Raw genomic sequence first — 14,348 nt, forward strand, 5'->3', positions numbered from 1 at the left:
TATCTCAAAAATTTTAAACATTCAACAGGACAAAACCATGTCTGACTATGCTTGTATTTGTACATACATTCTAGTGTTATTTTTTTCGGAAATGAGATACTTATTCGAAAGGCAAAATTGTCACTAGATTGTAACAATTGATATTTACATACCAATTGCAGCAAACATCACTGATTATAAGGGCTCAGAGCTTTAGTAGTGTTTTTTTCAAAACTTGACCTAACCACTTTAACGTGATTGTTACTGCTCTGTAACAAGACACGTGAATGATGCGGGATCTTAAAGAAGCACACAGGTTTGGAGGGAGCGTTGCCCAAGAAATCTTTACATATGAAAATCCTACTCTGGGGCTGGGCAGTAATGCTCTGCGCCCTGTTGCTTACTTTCTGGTTTTATTACGGAACAGTGGCTGAAGAACTTGCCAATTCAAGCGGCCAGAACACTTCTCGATTGCTCAATTTTGTAAGAAGACAAATCAGCAAAAGCGAAACCTCTCCGGGCACATCCTCATTCCAAAAAGAAGTAACGGAACTGGGGCATGATCTTGGGATCAGAATTACCTACATTAAAGACGGCAAAGTTTTAGCAGACTCCGAAGTTCAAGAAAAAAGACTCTCCAAACTTGATGACCATTCCGATCGTCCCGAAGTTATTGCTGCTGAAGCAAGCGGTTCAGGCGAAAACATAAGATACAGCACCACGCTCGATACCCGCATGCTTTATGTCGCAAAAACCATGAGCAAAGAGGGTGAATTTCTGCGTTTGGCATTGCCCTACTCCGTAATCGGCGAGCGTTTGGATCGCGTAAAATGGAACTTTGCTCTCGTCCTGCTGCTGATCGCCATCGGATCAGCCCTGCTTCTCATATATATAGGTAGACGGACTTCCGCCGCTGTAACTGAAATTTCCGCAACAGCACGAGCTATCGGCGAAGGGGACTACAGCAAGCGTATCCGAATTATCCCCGGCGGTGAATATCAACTGCTGGCGGATTCGATCAATACAATGGCCCGTAAAATCCAAGGCCACATAGAAATAATCGAAGATCAGAAAAACAAGCTTGATGCCATGTTTGACAACATGAAGGAAGGCATCATGGTTCTTGACACGGACGGTAAAATTGAATCTGTAAACCGCTCCATGGTCGAAATTGTTCCAGAGACAAAAAACAGCAAAGGGCGCATGCCTCTTGAAGTCCTCACCCGTCATGAAATTCAGGACTCCGTCGACGTCATCATCAATAATCTAAACAACGTCAAATCCGACTCAATAATTTTAGACTTCCCTGACGGCCGTTCAATGAACGTCACGATATGTTCCTTCAATGACTCCAATAGTCGCCGCAAATTAATTCTTGTTTTCCATGACATCAGTGAAGTCCGCCGGATTGAAATGGTACTTAGAGACTTTGTATCCAATGCTTCGCACCAGCTTCGTACTCCGCTTACAAGCATCAAAGGATATACTGAAACCATTATAGACAATCCACCGCAGGACAATCACACTCTTTCAAAATTTTTGAACATAATTCTCGACAATGCCAACCACATGTCAAAAGTAATTACAGGCATGTTTGCACTTGCCCGCAGCGAATACTCCGGCAAAAAGCTTCGCTCAGAACCGACGAGTCTGAATGAAACGATCACTCACAGCATTAACAATCTGACAAAACAAGCTGCCTCAAAAAAAATAAAGATAACAACAGGACATATTGCTGAAAATCCTGTTGTAGGTACAGATGAAGGATTAATTCAGATTTTTGAAAATCTGCTGGAAAATGCTATCAAATATGCTCCGGAAAACAGCTCTATCAAAATAGAAACAGAACTGAAGGGAGACTCGATAACTACAAAAGTTATTGATGAAGGCCCTGGAATTACTCCTTCCGATACTGAAAGAATTTTCGAACGTTTCTTTAAATTGGATGAAAATGCTGTCGAAAACGGCAGCTCAGGATTGGGACTTGCTATCTGTCGCAGTCTTGTTCGTAACTTCAATGGTGACATATGGGTTGAAAGCCCTGCTGATACAGCTACCGGAACCGGCTCCTCATTTTGTGTGAAGCTCCCGGTAGCAAACGGCTAATCACGCCGACAAAACTTTATAAGTTTTCAATAAGAGGTTTATCTTTAATGGATATTTATGATGTGTTTTTCTACCTGTCCCTGTTCGCAGGGTTCATGATGGCCTTTAACCTAGGTGCAAACGACGTGGCGAACTCCATGGCGTCTGCGGTTGGGGCAAAAGCTATCAGCATCAAACAGGCGGTTTTCATTGCAGGAACTCTAAACTTTGCCGGAGCCGTATTCCTAGGTTCGCAAGTAACTGCAACGGTTAGTAAAGGAATCATCAACGCAGATGTAATCGCAGACCCTAAAGTAGTTATGGTAGGCATGTTTTCTGCGCTATTAGCTGCGGGTTTATGGGTCTTAATATCAACACTTACAGCCCTGCCGGTATCTTCGACCCACTCCATTGTGGGTAGTATTCTGGGGTTCGGACTTGTTGCAGGCGGACCGGATGTAGTAAATTGGATGAAAATGGTCGGGATCGTTATGTCTTGGATTATTTCACCTTTTTTCGCTGCAACCATCGCTTATCTTATATTCACCCACATTCGAAAAACAATCCTTTTTCAAAAAGACTTTATTCATCAAGCCAAAAAATGGGCTCCAATATGGATGGGATTAACGGTTCTGCTTATCGCTCTTTCCTTTTTATATAAAACACCGGTCGGCAAAAGTTTAAACCTTCCATTCTTCGGCTCGCTGGCACTTGCTTTTGCTATTGCCGGAGTTGTTTGGCTTGGCGGAAAACTGGCTGTTAATAAACTGGTGGGAGATCCTGAGCAGGGAGCTGAAGCTGTCGAAGAAACATTCAGAAAACTCCAGATCGGAACATCCTGCTATGTGGCCCTGTCTCAGGGCGCAAATGATGTTGCCAACGCAATCGGCCCAGTGGCAGCAATCTATCTCATATCAAAACAACATGTACTCCTCGCCAAAGCAGATGTTCCCCTCGGATTGCTGGTCATGGGTGGAGTAGGTATAGCGATAGGTATTGCTCTTCTCGGATACAAAGTAATGGGAACAGTCGGCACAAAAATCACTGTACTTACAAATACTCGAGGATTCGCAGTTGATTTTGGTGCAGCAACAACAGTTCTGATTGCTTCAAACATGGGTCTTCCTGTATCATCTACCCATGCGGCTGTAGGTTCAGTTGTCGGAGTAGGTCTGGCGAGAGGTTTTTCTGCGGTTAATTTTCAAATTCTTGGTAAAATTGTCCTTTATTGGGTACTAACAGTACCTATCGCAGCACTTACAAGCATTATCATATTCACAATACTCAAGTGGATTTGTTTATAATATTAAATTTAAGGAGGCCAACATGCGTTTTCGTCTGCCCTTTCTAGCTCTTATAGTTTCTAAAAATCCTATGGAAGGATTAACAAAGCATTACAATAAAATTGCTGAATGCATTCAAATAATTAATGACTCAGTTGAATGCTATGTAACAGGAGATTCAACCTGCAAAGACTTCGGAGATCTTATTGCTCAGATCGACAAGGTAGAGAGTGAAGCCGACAAGATCAAAAGATCTATTCGTAATCACCTGCCGCACAGTATGTTCATGTCTGTTGATAAGACTCTGTTCTTTAACTACACACGCAGTCAGGACAACATCCTCGACTACGCACAGGAAGCTCTTCACTGGCTCGGCATGCGTAAGGTCAGTATCCCTGAAATCTATCAGAAAGATTTAATTATCCTTCTTTCAGAAGTTAACGATACTACTATGCGTCTCGGTCCGGCACTCAAGGCAACCATCGAACTCAACGACGGGACTTCCCTTGATCGTGCAAATACCAAAAGAAAGATCAGAAAAGTCCGCAGGCATTATGCCAAAGCGGTCGAACTGAGAAAGGCTCTAACCGACAAGATCTATAAATCTGATATGGATTTTAAAGACATCTACCAGCTTATGCACTTCGTAGATTGCCTAAGCGAAATGGCTCACGAAGCAGAAGGATGTGCAGATATCCTTCGCGCAATGTTAGCCAGATAGATTCTCATTATATATCATGCAAAAAGCCCCTGAAAACTATGTTTTCAGGGGCTTTTTTATTAAGAAATAACTTTCCCGGCCCGACTACAAAACCGCCGGACGATCTATGAATCTTCCCGTTCTTTTAAAGTCAGCCGTTTAATTTTACCGCTTGAAGTCTTTGGCAGTTCATCGCAGAATTCGATGCTTTTAATTACAACGATTGGTCCAAGTTCGCGGTGAATATGATCTACAAGTTCTTTGTGTAACTCATCAGATTCCATAGCATCATAAATAAGGGTGACAAAAGCCTTTGCAACTTCTCCCTTGATCTTATCCGGCACCCCGATAACAACGGCTTCGGCAACATCCGGATGACTCGTCAAAGCACTTTCCACTTCAGCTGAACCGACGCGATGCCCTGAAATATTAAGCACGTCATCCGCACGGCCTTGAATCCAGAAATAGCCATCTTCATCTTTGCGGGCCACATCTCCGGCATAGAACATCCCCGGAATAATTCCCCAGTAATGATCCACCAATGCGCGGTCATCATTTAAAACAGCACTGAACATGGCGGGCCATGGCTTTTTGATTACGAGAAATCCGCCTTTGCCGGCAGGAACAGAATTGCCTTCCAAATCTACAACATCCGCGTCAATTCCCGGAAGAGCCCGTGTTACGGAACCAGGTTTAAGAACTGATACAGGCATAGGGCTGATCATAATCATACCCGTCTCGGTCTGCCACCATGTATCAAGAACCGGACACTGACTTTTCCCAATATTTTCGTAGAACCAAATCCATGCTTCAGGATTGAAAGGCTCACCAACCGCCCCGAGAATGCGCAGGGTGGAAAGGTCGTGCTGGTCCGGGTAACGATGCCCGAATCTCATTAAAGTACGAATCTGAGTAGGAGACGTGTAGAAAATCGAAACACCGTACTTAGAAATAATATTCCAAAGCCTGTCGGCCTGTGGATAAAGAGCATGCCCTTCATACATTACAGTGGTAGTGCCCGCTAAAAGCGGCCCGTAAACCAGATAACTATGACCGGTTATCCAGCCCGGATCAGCTGAACACCAAAAAATATCTGTCGGCTTAAGGTCAAAGACCCATTTGAAAGTTCTATGCACACCAACCATGTAGCCACCGTGAGAATGAATGATTCCCTTTGGCTTACCCGCTGTCCCTGAGGTATGCAAAATAAAGAGCGGATCATTGGAGTCCATTATTTCAGAGGAGGCATGAGCCCGCTCGTGGCGGACAATATCTTCATACCAATAATCTCTGGCTGAATCCATCTCCACTTCAACGTTCGCCCTATGAACAACCACCACTGACTCAAGCTTTTCTGCCGGACTATCAAGAAGTGCGTGATCAACGGCTTCTTTCAGCCTGATAACCTGTCCGTTACGGTAAAAACCATCAACAGTGACCACAACGCGTGGCTGAATTTCTCTGATCCGCTCACGAAGATGTTTTGCGGAAAAACCGGAAAAAACAAGTGAATGCACCGCTCCGATTCTAGCACAGGCAAGCATTGAAATAACTGTTTCAGGGAGCTGAGGCATATAGAGAACAACTCGGTCCCCTTTAGTTACGCCAAGAGCGCGCAAGCCGTTGGCGAATCTGTTTACCGCGCGGTAGAGTTCATAATATGTAAACTGGCGGGAATCGCCCGGCTCACCTTCCCATATAAGGGCAAGGCGGTTTTTATTAACTGTCTCGATATGACGATCGAGCGCATTGTAAACAATGTTACATCTAGCCCCCGTGAACCATTTGTAATCAGGAGCTTTTGAGTCGTCGAGCACCTGATCCCATTTGGTGAACCAGTCCAGTTCTTCGGCGGCTTCTTCCCAATAGGCACAGAGGTCAGAATCCGCACGATCACGAGCAGCCCGTAAATCCTGTGGATTTATACCGGCCTCGATTATCATCTGCGGCAAGGGTCTAAAAACCCGCTCTTCGTGCAGGAGACTATCCAGAACTTCAGGATGACTCATACCACACTCCCTTTGTTGATGCGCCCAAGCAAACCTCAATTGAAAATATCTTTTTAAAAACGGCAGTCATTCTTCCAGCTTCATTAATACACATACCGGTAGATCTTTGCATATCATATTCGACAAACGGCGGAGGAAATTCGATGAACGGCATCACTACATCCCCAATATTTGTTTCAGCTTACCGATTCGTCTTCTACTGATGGGCAGCTCGATACGAGTACGCCCTGCCGTACGCAACATAAAATTGCTACCGGGAAGAGAAGCTATTTCCGTCACCATCTCAAGATTTACCAGATATTTGCGATGAACTCTAAAAAAACGGTGAGGCTCAAGACGCTCTTCAAGAGTCTTAAGCCTGTGTGAAGTCAGAAATTTTTGAGTTGCGGTATGTACATAGGAATAATCTTCGTAAGCTTCTACAAAGATTATCTGAGTATACGGGATAAGAATCATGCGCCCGTCCTGATTAACGGGAAGCTTTTCAATTTCCGGCTGACGGGTCTGAGAATAATCCCATGCATGCTTTAGAGCGGCCAGGAATCGGTCCTGCTCTTCCTCTTCAAGAGGGAGCTGCAAAGTCTCTTCGCCTGTTTCAACGCCGGAACCGGACTCTTTCCAGTCCGAAGGTTCAGGAACCTCGCGGAAATGACTTTTAAATCTGGAAATACGCTCGACAGTCTTAGCCATTCTTTCTTCATCAGGCGGCCAGATAAGATAATCAACAGCTCCAAGCTCAAAAGCCTGATAAGCTTTGGTCTCATCTTCCGCGATAAAAATAAGGCCCGGTTTATTCTTGCTGGCCCCCATAGCCTGCGCCAGTTCTATTCCGCTGATCCCTTCAGGAAAATCAAGGGCAACAAAAATAATACCGTAACCGACTTCTTTATGCAGCTCGAGAGCTTCGTCAGCGAGTACCGTTTCACCGAGAACACGCACAACTTTCACACCTCGCAGGCTCTGCCGGATAACCGAGCGGACCTCTGCGTCCGGGTGGAGAATTAAAGTCTTGAGACTGGGCAAAACTTCTCCTTAACAACAAATTAATCTAATTATTAAAGGGATAGCTCTAATTGTTGATGACTGCAAGAGATCTATTAATGTTCATAAGGGTTAATTTATAATATCCACATAAAGCCCGATCATTCATATTAATGCAATATTTTTGTGTTTCCTCCATTAAAACAAGCTAATAATCTCAAAAGGCATTGACACTAACGAGAATTATTACTATCAGTATTAGCAGAGGTCATTATGAAAATAGGACAAAGAAGATCAAAACAACGAGAACTGATTCTTGAAGAATTAAAGGGTGTCACATGCCATCCGACAGCCGATGAACTTTATGAGCTGGTCAGAAAAAGGCTTGCTAACATCAGCCTGGGTACTGTTTACAGAAATCTGGAGTTGATGGCTTCAAACGGAGTAATCCTCAAAATCGAATCCGGCGGAAAAAACAGGTTCGACGGGAATGCTATGCCGCATCCTCACATGAGATGTACTGAGTGCGGCAAAGTCGACGACATCACTTTTGATGTGAATGTCCCGATCCCGGACCAACTTGAAGCTAAAGGGTATAAAATTACCGGATGTACAATTGAATACTATGGATTATGCCCGGAATGCAAAAACAGCTGTTAAAAACAGCCCTTTAGACTCGATTGTATTTCTAAAACAACAGTTGTTTATGTCAGTTGATAATTTACAAAAAAAAAACTGACATATATTTTATTAGCTGATACTTTTAATAGTAGTGCAGCATAATAACACCGAATCTAAAAATAAGTTCAAAGGAGAAAGCATCATGGCTGGATTAAAAGGATCTCGTACCGAAAAGAATATACTGACTGCTTTTGCCGGTGAATCACAGGCCCGCAATCGCTACACATATTTTGCTTCACAGGCCAAAAAAGAAGGTTTCGTTCAGATTTCTAAAATTTTTGAAGAAACGGCTAATCAGGAAAAAGAACACGCTAAACGTCTGTTCAAACTTCTTGAAGGCGGAGATGTAGAAGTAACTGCAGCTTTCCCTGCCGGAATTGTCGGAACAACAGCTGAAAACCTCATGGCTTCTGCCGCCGGTGAAAAAGAAGAATGGGAACACATGTACCCTTCTTTTGCTAAAATTGCAGAAGAAGAAGGGTTCACATCAATTGCCGCCATCTTTAAAGCTATCGCTGTTGCAGAAGAATTTCACGAAAAACGTTACGTAGCCCTTGCTAAAAATATTGAAGACGGTAAGGTTTTTGAAAAAGATACATGCGTGGTATGGCAGTGTCAGAATTGCGGTTACACTCGCGAGGGCAAAGAAGCTCTTAAACAGTGTCCAGCATGTGCCCATCCACAGGCCCACTTTCAGCTTGTTTGTGAAAATTACTAATTTTTAACCCCTGCAACGGAGAGTACAATGGCCCAATTATTTGAAGTCTACAAATGCGAAGCTTGCGGTAATATCACAATGGTTATGCATGCCGGACCCGGCAACCTCGTTTGCTGCGGAGCTGACATGAAACTCATCACTGAAAACACCGTTGATGCAGCAAAAGAAAAACATGTTCCCGTCATTGAAAAGATTGAAGGCGGATACAAAGTTAAAGTCGGTTCTGTAGCTCATCCAATGGACGAAAAACATTATATTGAATGGATTGAACTTGTTTCAGGAAACGATCGCTACCTGAAAAAACTCAATCCGGGCGATACTCCCGAAGCTGATTTCTGTGGCTGTAAATTTGGTTCCGCTCCTGTTGCCGCCCGCGCATACTGTAACCTGCACGGTCTCTGGAAAGCTTAACCCTTATTAAAAAAGAGGATATTAAAATGGCTGAACCAAGCGAAATGTACCAATGCCAGGTGAGCAACTGTGGTTATATTTACAACCCTGATAAAGGGGATAAAAAAGGCAAAATCGAAAAAGGGACACAGTTTAAAGATCTCCCTGAAGATTGGAAATGCCCTATTTGCGGATCTACTAAAAAATCTTTTAAGCCCCTTGGTTAATCTACCTTTAATAACTGAACGGAGTTTTTAAAATGAAATACTTATGCACTATTTGTGGTTGGGTTTACGACCCTGCTGTTGGTGATCCTGATGGCGGAATTGCTGCTGGAACAGAGTTTAAAGATATCCCGGAAGATTGGGAATGTCCTGTCTGCGGAGCATCCAAAGACGATTTCGAGCCTGAGTCTTAAGACTCCTCGATTTTTAATTAGTATCATTTACACAGAAAGCCGGGAAAATCCCGGCTTTCTATCTTAAACTTCTAAACGTAGTAGGGATTAAAAGTGAGACCTGTTGAAATTAAAGAAGGAATACATTGGGTAGGAGCCGTTGATTGGAATTGCCGCAACTTTCATGGCTATGCTCTGTCTTCCAAAGGCACAACATACAATGCCTTTTATATTGATGATGATAAGAAAGTCCTAGTTGATACAGTTCCGGCTGCATTTGAAAGTCAGTTTCTTTGTTCTGTCTCCAATCTGACTGAACTTGAAAAGATCGACTATATTGTTGTTAACCACCTTGAACCAGACCATTCAGGCTGCCTTGCCCGTATGGTTGAACTTTGCAAGCCTGAGAAAATTTTCATTTCTCCTATGGGAGCCAAGGCTCTCAAAACATTCTTTGACTGCGAAGACTGGCCTATAGTTGTTGCAAATTCCGGAGATGAAATATCTCTGGGTAAAAAGACACTTCGTTTTTACGAAACCAAAATGCTGCACTGGCCTGACAACATGTTCACCTTCATTCCTGAAGCAAAAATGCTCATCTCAAGTGATGCTTTCGGACAGAACTGGGCAACCAGCGAAAGATTCGTGGATGAAGTCAGCAAAGAAAAAGTATCTGACCTCATGGCTCAGTACTATGCAAACATCGTTAATCCTTATTCCTCCAAAGTTCTGAAAACTCTTGAATTCTTCGGAGAACTGAACCTCGACATCGACATGCTCTGCCCTGATCACGGTTTGATGTTCAGAGGCGAAGATGTTGGATTCGCTCTTGGAAAATACGCAGAATACGCAGCACAAAAAACCACAAACAAAGCTGTTATCTTTTACGATACCATGTGGAAATCCACAGAAAACATGGCAATAGCAATCGCTTCCGGTATCGCAGACGAAGGCGTCAGCGTTAGACTTATGAACGTTAAGGCTAACCACCACAGCGATGTCATGTCCGAAGTTTTTGACGCGGGCGCAGTCATTATAGGCTCCCCTACTCATAACAACGGAATTCTCCCCGGAATGGCTGATGTTCTGACTTACGTAAAAGGGTTGAGACCTCAGAACAAAATAGGGGCTTGTTTCGGTTCATTCGGCTGGTCCGGAGAATGCGTCAAGATTCTCAAGGACTGGCTTGAAAAAATGAACATGGACATCATTGAGCCTAATATTAAAGTTAAAAACCGCCCTAATCATAAATCCTTTGAGGAATGTTATGAACTTGGCCGCGAAATCGCAAAAGCTGTAAAAGCTAAAAACGCCTAATTATCAGGCAACCAACGGGCGGAACATATGTTCCGCCCGTACAACAAGGAGATCAAACTTCATGGCAGTTGGACGGCAGGTAAAAAAAGCGGTCATAACGGCCCTTGCAGATGAAAACTGGGAACAGAAAATTTCTGAACTCATGAAAGATCATCCTATGCAAACCCTCATCGCCCCTCTTTTTTCCTCTCTTTGTGCTCCTTCTGAAATTGTCCGCTGGCACGGAATTTCATCCTTCGGACAAGTGGTTGACCGAATGTTTGCAGAAGATGCTGCGCGAGCCAGAATAGTCATGCGCAGAATAATGTGGATGCTCAACGAAGAATCAGGCGGATGCGGATGGGGCGTACCTGAAGCAATGGGCGAAATTACAGCTTCAAACAAAGTTCTGGCTGATGAATATGGCAGAATCCTTCTCAGCTACATCCATGAAGAGGAAGGAAAACCGGAAAACTATCTTGAGTTTACCTTGCTGCTTCGAGGGGCCATTTGGGGAGTTGCCAGACTTGCACAAAACAGACCTGATATCGTCAAACCAGCGACCGACGATCTAATCAAATTTCTTGGCAGTAGTGACCCTGCGCTTGTCGGGATTGCCTGCTGGGCCCTTGGGGGGCTTAAATCTAAGGGGGCTGTAACACAGCTTGAAAAACTCACAGACAGGCAAACTTCTATTAATATTTATAAGGATCGATTGCTGCAATCTGTGGCTGTCGGACAATTGGCGCAAGAGGCCCTCGAAAAAATTTCCGGGGAATAATTGTAACTCTGAACAAGGAGAGGAATGATGGATGTTCTTATGCTGTCAAGGCTTCAATTCGCCATGGCAACTATGTTCCACTTCATTTTTGTGCCCCTTACTTTAGGTCTTTCCGTAATGATTGCCATCATGGAAACCTACTATGTGCGCACCGGAAAAGAAGTTTACCTGCGGATGACTAAATTCTGGGGAAAATTGTTTGTCATTAACTTTGTTCTCGGAATAGTAACCGGACTAACCCTTGAATTTCAATTCGGAACCAACTGGTCCCGCTACTCAATATATGTTGGTGACATCTTTGGTTCACTGCTGGCGATTGAAGCCACCGTCGCCTTTTTTATGGAATCAACTTTCATTGCTGCATGGATTTTCGGCTGGAAAAAACTTTCCGCTAAAATGCACTGCGCCTGTATATGGATTGTTGCAATTGCCTCAAATATTTCGGCTATATGGATTATTCTTGCCAACGGGTGGATGCAGAATCCAGTTGGATATGTAATCCGTAACGGACGCGCAGAACTCGACGATTTTGTTACAGTACTTTCAAATCCTTTCGGGTGGTCACAATTTCTTCACAACGGCTTCGGCGCCTTCGTTGTTGCCGGATTCTTCCTCATGGGAGTCAGCGCCTACCACCTGCTCCGCAAAAATGAAATTGAGTTCTTCACCAAGTCATTTAAAATGGGCATGATTTGTGCCTTCATATTCTCCATCGCGGTTGCGGTGCAGGGTCACGGACACGCACAGGAAGTAGCACACACGCAACCTGCCAAACTTGCTGCAATGGAAGCTCTCTGGGATTCAACAGACAGCGCTCCCATGTATCTTCTTGCAATGCCTGATGAAGCAAAAGAAGAAAACGCAGTTGAACTTTTCGGAATCCCCGGCGGACTTAGCTTCTTAGCTTTCAACTCCTTTGATGCTCCTGTTAAAGGACTCAAAGAATGGCCGAAAGAAGACCGTCCGCCTGTTTTGGTTACTTTCCTTTCCTTCCGCTTAATGGTCGGACTAGGGTCACTCTTCCCGCTCCTCTGCATATGGGCTTGGACAAAGAGAAAAAATCTAGTTGAAAACAGACTGCTGCTTCGCGTCATGCTTTACGCAATCCCCCTTCCCTACATTGCCATATGGGCAGGATGGGCTGTTGCGGAGGTCGGAAGACAACCGTGGATTGTATACGGCATAATGAAGACCAGCGATGCGGTTTCTCCCATCGTGACAAGTCAGGTCGCATTCTCTTTCATCGGGCTTACTTTACTTTACACCATGCTCGGTGCCTGTGAAATATTCCTGCTGACCAAGTTTGCACGCAAAGGCCCTGAACCAACGAAGGCTTAAGAGCTTTAATAAACTCTGCAAGTCAAGGAGATTAATATGCTGGAAACTATATGGTTCTTATTATGGGGAGTGCTCTGGGCCGTCTATTTCATGCTCGATGGGTATGATCTGGGACTAGGGTCAGTGATGCCTTTTCTCGCCAAAAGCGAAAAAGATAAAAAGACAATTTATAATTCAATGGGCCCCTTCTGGGACGGTAACGAAGTTTGGCTGGTCACAGCGGGCGGAGTTACCTTCGCAGCTTTCCCGAAAGCTTATGCTGTAATGTTCAGCGGACTATACACAGCTCTGATGCTTCTGCTTATGGCGCTTATTCTTCGCGGCGTAGCATTTGAATTCAGAGGACTGGTTGAATCCGACTGGTCCCGTAAATTCTGGGATGGCGCTATGGTCGTCGGCAGTGCGCTTCCGGGGCTTCTTCTGGGTGTAGCTTTCGCGAACATATTCCAGGGAATTCCAATCAATGCAGAAGGCGTTTTTCAGGGCGGTCTGCTGACTCTGCTGAACCCTTACGGACTCGCAGGCGGAGTGCTGTTTGTACTTCTGTTCGCAATACACGGATGTTTATGGCTGGCAGTACGTACGACAGGTGATCTAAATGCACGCGCAGGCAACCTTGCAGCTGCAATCTGGCCTATATTAGTTGCTGTATATGCTGCTTTTCTGGCCCTCACCGGAATCTACACCAAGCTGCTCAGCAACTATCTGACAAATCCGATTCTGCTGCTGATCCTGCTCATTCCGATTTTTGCAATCGTTATGGTCAGAACATACATATCGGCCCAGAAATGGTGGCTGGCTTGGACCTGCTCCGCAGCGCTCATTTTCTCCACAACAATGTTCGGAATTATCGGACTGTTCCCGGCACTGCTGCCTTCAAGCATCAATCCGGCTTTCTCGATTACCATTCACAATGCCGCTTCAAGTCAGTTGACCCTTAAAATCATGCTGACCGTGGCTCTGACAATGGTACCTCTTGTAATCGCTTATCAGTTCTGGATGCACAAGATTTTTGCAACCAAAATTACTGATGAAGATATCGGCTACTAAACAACAATTTTAAATAAATACGGAGACTTAATAAATGTCTAATAAAGTTCTTGAAAAAGCTCTTAACGAACATCTGAACGCTGAAATGTACTCAGCATACCTCTATCTTTCCATGTCCGCTTACTTCAGCGACACCGGACTTAGCGGCTTTGCAAACTGGATGAGAGTACAGGCTAAAGAAGAACAGTTTCACGCCATGAAATTCTACGATTACATCAACGAACGCGGCGGAAAAGTTTTACTGACAGCGATTGAAGCTCCACAGCAGGACTGGGCCAGCCCGCTTGAAGCTGTGCAAGCTGTTCTTGAGCATGAAAAGAAGGTAACCGCACTTATCAACGGCCTTGTTGATCTTGCTATTGATGAAAGAGATCACGCAACAAACATCTTCCTGCAATGGTTCGTAACTGAGCAGGTTGAAGAAGAAGATAACGTTAACGAAATTCTGAACAAGCTTAAGCTTGCCGGAACTCAAGGAAACGGTATGTTCATGCTTGATAAGGATCTTGCAGCACGTGTTTTCACTCCTCCGACTGCGGCATAAGTTTAATTTAAAAGACCATACGTAATTAAATCCCCTTGAGGCTTAATGCTTCAGGGGGATTTTTTTGTTTTTTTTACAGGGGCGGAATCTCAAACCTATCACCAAACGAAAGAAGA

General features: G+C 44.3%; 15 protein-coding genes. 13 read left to right on the plus strand and 2 right to left on the minus strand.

Features of this window, described 5'->3' with window-relative positions; translation table 11 throughout:
- Nucleotides 1–309: 309 nt before the first annotated feature.
- Genes BLT41_RS02020 through BLT41_RS02030 form a run of 3 tightly spaced genes read left to right on the plus strand, consistent with a single transcriptional unit; the run spans nt 310 to nt 4,068 of the window.
- Entirely contained in the window at nt 310–2,085 is a 1,776-nt protein-coding gene (locus BLT41_RS02020; protein WP_244512172.1) for a sensor histidine kinase, read from the plus strand.
- 47 nt (nt 2,086–2,132) lie between these two features.
- Complete coding sequence (locus tag BLT41_RS02025; RefSeq protein ID WP_092157761.1) at nt 2,133–3,368, plus strand: inorganic phosphate transporter; 1,236 nt, start codon at nt 2,133–2,135, stop codon at nt 3,366–3,368.
- Between the two features lie 22 nt (nt 3,369–3,390).
- On the plus strand, nt 3,391–4,068 hold the full coding sequence (locus BLT41_RS02030) for a DUF47 domain-containing protein (protein WP_092157763.1): 678 nt from the start codon (nt 3,391–3,393) through the stop codon (nt 4,066–4,068).
- Nucleotides 4,069–4,172: 104 nt separating this feature from the next.
- Here BLT41_RS02030 and acs read toward each other — a convergent pair whose 3' ends face one another.
- A complete protein-coding gene (gene acs, locus BLT41_RS02035; protein ID WP_092157765.1) occupies nt 4,173–6,056 on the minus strand; it encodes an acetate--CoA ligase in 1,884 nt (627 codons plus the stop codon).
- A 156-nt stretch (nt 6,057–6,212) separates the two neighbouring features.
- Nucleotides 6,213–7,079, minus strand: coding sequence for a LytR/AlgR family response regulator transcription factor (locus BLT41_RS02040; protein ID WP_092157767.1), 867 nt, complete (start codon nt 7,077–7,079; stop codon nt 6,213–6,215).
- 231 nt (nt 7,080–7,310) lie between these two features.
- Here BLT41_RS02040 and BLT41_RS02045 point away from each other — a divergent pair, with 231 nt between their 5' ends.
- The 10 genes from BLT41_RS02045 (at nt 7,311) to BLT41_RS02090 (ending at nt 14,232) form a co-directional block, all read left to right on the plus strand.
- Nucleotides 7,311–7,697 carry a Fur family transcriptional regulator gene (locus BLT41_RS02045; RefSeq protein ID WP_092157769.1) on the plus strand — a complete coding sequence of 129 codons (387 nt, stop codon included), beginning with the start codon at nt 7,311–7,313 and terminating at the stop codon, nt 7,695–7,697.
- A gap of 163 nt (nt 7,698–7,860) precedes the next feature.
- Nucleotides 7,861–8,436 carry a rubrerythrin gene (gene rbr, locus BLT41_RS02050; protein ID WP_092157770.1) on the plus strand — a complete coding sequence of 192 codons (576 nt, stop codon included), beginning with the start codon at nt 7,861–7,863 and terminating at the stop codon, nt 8,434–8,436.
- A 27-nt stretch (nt 8,437–8,463) separates the two neighbouring features.
- A complete protein-coding gene (locus BLT41_RS02055) occupies nt 8,464–8,847 on the plus strand; it encodes a desulfoferrodoxin (protein WP_092157771.1) in 384 nt (127 codons plus the stop codon).
- Nucleotides 8,848–8,873: 26 nt separating this feature from the next.
- Nucleotides 8,874–9,053 carry a rubredoxin gene (locus tag BLT41_RS02060; RefSeq protein WP_092157773.1) on the plus strand — a complete coding sequence of 60 codons (180 nt, stop codon included), beginning with the start codon at nt 8,874–8,876 and terminating at the stop codon, nt 9,051–9,053.
- 32 nt (nt 9,054–9,085) lie between these two features.
- Complete coding sequence (gene rd, locus BLT41_RS02065) at nt 9,086–9,244, plus strand: rubredoxin (RefSeq protein ID WP_092157775.1); 159 nt, start codon at nt 9,086–9,088, stop codon at nt 9,242–9,244.
- A gap of 93 nt (nt 9,245–9,337) precedes the next feature.
- Nucleotides 9,338–10,540, plus strand: coding sequence for an FprA family A-type flavoprotein (locus tag BLT41_RS02070; protein ID WP_092157777.1), 1,203 nt, complete (start codon nt 9,338–9,340; stop codon nt 10,538–10,540).
- Between the two features lie 61 nt (nt 10,541–10,601).
- On the plus strand, nt 10,602–11,300 hold the full coding sequence (locus BLT41_RS02075; protein WP_092157779.1) for a DVU0298 family protein: 699 nt from the start codon (nt 10,602–10,604) through the stop codon (nt 11,298–11,300).
- Nucleotides 11,301–11,327: 27 nt separating this feature from the next.
- The gene (locus BLT41_RS02080; RefSeq protein ID WP_092157781.1) at nt 11,328–12,638 is read left to right on the plus strand and encodes a cytochrome ubiquinol oxidase subunit I; all 1,311 of its coding nucleotides are present in this window, start codon (nt 11,328–11,330) and stop codon (nt 12,636–12,638) included.
- A gap of 36 nt (nt 12,639–12,674) precedes the next feature.
- Complete coding sequence (gene cydB / locus BLT41_RS02085) at nt 12,675–13,688, plus strand: cytochrome d ubiquinol oxidase subunit II (protein WP_092157783.1); 1,014 nt, start codon at nt 12,675–12,677, stop codon at nt 13,686–13,688.
- 34 nt (nt 13,689–13,722) lie between these two features.
- On the plus strand, nt 13,723–14,232 hold the full coding sequence (locus tag BLT41_RS02090) for a ferritin (RefSeq protein WP_092157785.1): 510 nt from the start codon (nt 13,723–13,725) through the stop codon (nt 14,230–14,232).
- The last annotated feature ends 116 nt before the right edge of the window (nt 14,233–14,348 follow it).

It is taken from the genome of Maridesulfovibrio ferrireducens (genome assembly GCF_900101105.1).
GTDB lineage: Bacteria > Desulfobacterota > Desulfovibrionia > Desulfovibrionales > Desulfovibrionaceae > Maridesulfovibrio > Maridesulfovibrio ferrireducens.